Origin of the sequence: Candidatus Protochlamydia sp. W-9, assembly GCF_001950615.1 — a bacterium.
Classification (GTDB): Bacteria; Chlamydiota; Chlamydiia; order Chlamydiales; family Parachlamydiaceae; genus Protochlamydia; species Protochlamydia amoebophila.
In genome coordinates this window covers 1-2,679 of sequence record NZ_BCPZ01000219.1, presented here as the reverse complement: position 1 = coordinate 2,679, position 2,679 = coordinate 1, and the positions used below count along the sequence as shown (strand labels likewise).

At 37.7% G+C, this 2,679-nt stretch carries 1 protein-coding gene; it reads right to left on the bottom strand.

Annotation, left to right across the window (positions count from 1 at the left end):
• A partial coding sequence (locus BU804_RS07045) for a CHAT domain-containing protein (RefSeq protein WP_075883523.1) occupies positions 1 to 2,679 on the bottom strand: 2,679 nt, incomplete at both ends.

Sequence of the window (2,679 nt, the reverse complement as noted above, 5' to 3'; positions counted from 1 at the left end):
GCTCATAAAAACCAACTCTGAGTGAAGAGTAAGCGCCGCAATCTCTTGCGCATGGAGATAGCCTTTGGGATGAATTTCGTCGGGAGCAAGCTTAAAAAGCCCTTCAAAAACGGAGTGCAGATCGAGCTTTTCTTCAGGATTTGCGCCTATCGAGCCATGACAGGCAAGATGTATCCAGCGCGCATCTAGCATCCCATCTATAGCGCGCTCGACTGTAGCGTTGTCTTGTAAAAGAGTTTTTTCTGGAGTTGTTTTAAGAAAGGCAGCGACAATTGTTTGAGCTTCTTTTTCTGCAAATTCTAGCTCTTCTTTTGGATAAGGTGTTGTAGGATTTCCAATCACCAGAGAGCTTTCTGAAAAGTCTTTGGGGATTTCATCCAATAATTTGAGTATTTCAATGGAAGGAGCAATAGAAATGGGATGCTTTTCTATGAAATATTTTTCTTCTTTGTCTAAAAATGCGGCGAAGGGAATTTGAGCGAGAAAATTGTCGGGAATAATGGTCACGACTTGCTGTGGGTCTTTGGGGAGATAGGATTCAAGTGGAGCAATGAGAGCTTCATACCAAAGAGAAAGGCGCTTTTTAAAAGCTTGCAAAACAGCAGAGTTTGCACTCTCATCGATATCTCCTCGGGTTAGCTCATCTAGAAAAGCATACGTAGCGGAACTACGAGTTTTTTTCGGACGAAGAAAAGGCCTTCTTTTAGCAACTGTTGGCTCAACAATAAAAGGGAACGTTTTGAAAACTTGCGTTGCTTCTTTGACCTCTTCTGCCAAATTGCCAAGAGATAGTTGTTGGCAGATTATTTCCCCTTGAGAAGGAATAACCCAAGCAGTGATATTGTCCGTGCTCTCGAAAGAAAACGAATAAAGGATAAAGCACGTATTCATCTTATGGGCAAAAGCTTGCATTTCTTGGACTGTGAGTCTAGAAGAGATTAAAGAATCATCCTTTTGAAATTTAAATTTTCCTGTAAGAGCGGATATCAAGGCACGAGAACGTCTAAAGTCTGTAACCTGCAGAGCTTCCTCGATTTTGCTCTGTTTTAGGAGAAGCCTTTCTAGTTTTAGAAGGGGTATCGCTTGCTCTTCAAAAAAAGTAATCTGCCAGTGGCTATGATTTTTAAGCTCTTGATGTAATGCGGCAAAAATGGCGATGCTTTTTCGATAATTCTCTTCTGCTAGCTTAGGGTCAGACTCTTCATATAGTTCCCCTAAATAGTGATAGCCTACCGCTTCACTGCGGCGATCTTCTGATTCTTGAGATAAACAAATAAATTTTTTAATACTTTGAATCGCCTGTTCTTTATTTCCCTTAGCATCATAGCATAGACCTAAACCGATAAGGTTATGTTTTTTTATCTCTTGATTACCAATTTTATTGGCTTTTTTATACAGTTCAAATGCCTTAGCAAACATATGGTTTTCACAATAAAGATTCGCCATATTTATTAAAACCGTAGCTCTTGCATTAACATTTTTTGTTATTTTTAATGCTTTAGTATAGCATTCTATGCTTTTAGGATAGTCTCTCTTATTGCAGTACGCATTGCCGAGATTAATAAATGCTGCTTCCTGGTAGTTTTTAAATGGAGTTATTTTCTCAGCAGTCTCTAAAGCTTGCATTTGATAATCAATTTCTCTCCCATAATCTCCAAAAGCACCATAAATGCTCCCAAGAATTGTTAAAGCACTGAATTTGCTAACAAATGCCTCTAATTCATTTACTTGAATTGAGGGATGCTGCATTAACTCTAAAACTTTTTCAAGCTGGGAAATAGCTTTTCCATATTGGCCAAAATGATTAAATAATATGGCTAAGCTTTTATGAATTTTTATTGCAAGAAAAAAGTCATCAGGTGCAAGTAATTCAAGTGCCTTGTGGTAGGCCTCTTTAGCTAGCTGATAGCATTGAGCTTCAGCATGGGCGCGACCAATCCCCGAGTAAATCCAGGCTTGTTTGAATTTCTTGTCTGTCAAATTCAATGCAGTTTGAAAACATGAAATTGCCTCTGTATTATTATTGATAATAAGATAAGCATGTGCAAGACCATTAAGAATTTGGCTTTTATTTTCAGAATCTTGTAACGTTTGCGCTATAACTTGAGCTTTTTGAAAAAAAGGAAGCGCGAGCTTGCCTTGTTCCTGTACTGCGTAAATGAGGCCTATGCCTTTTAAAGAAACAATTATTGCATAAGGATTGCATAACTCCTGCGCTATTTCCAATGCTTTTTTACTATGATAAATGGCCGTCGGATACTGCCTAAGAAGTTGATTCCAACTAGCAAGATTTGTATGAATTTGTATACTTTTAACAAGCACTCCTTCCTTATGAGATATTTTCGGAAGTTTCTGTATTAGAAGTTTTAAAAAGGTTGTTGCATAAGAGATAGCGCGATTAAAATCCTGTTGATTCCCATAATAATCTGCTATAATTTTTAAAAGTGCTAAAGGTATTTCTCTGTTTTTATGGATGATAGATTTTTGTCCCTCAATTTCTTTTGCGACAGCTTCAGGTAAAGGTTCAAAAAGCCTCAAAAGGGATTTCTCTAAATTTTTTGGAATAAACGGACTAATTTTCTCCTCATAGGCTAATTGATAAAGGCTGTCTTTCCAGCGCTCCATATGGCTTAGAATTGCTTCTCTATTTTGAATAAGTAGGTTAGCGCAGTGATTGCC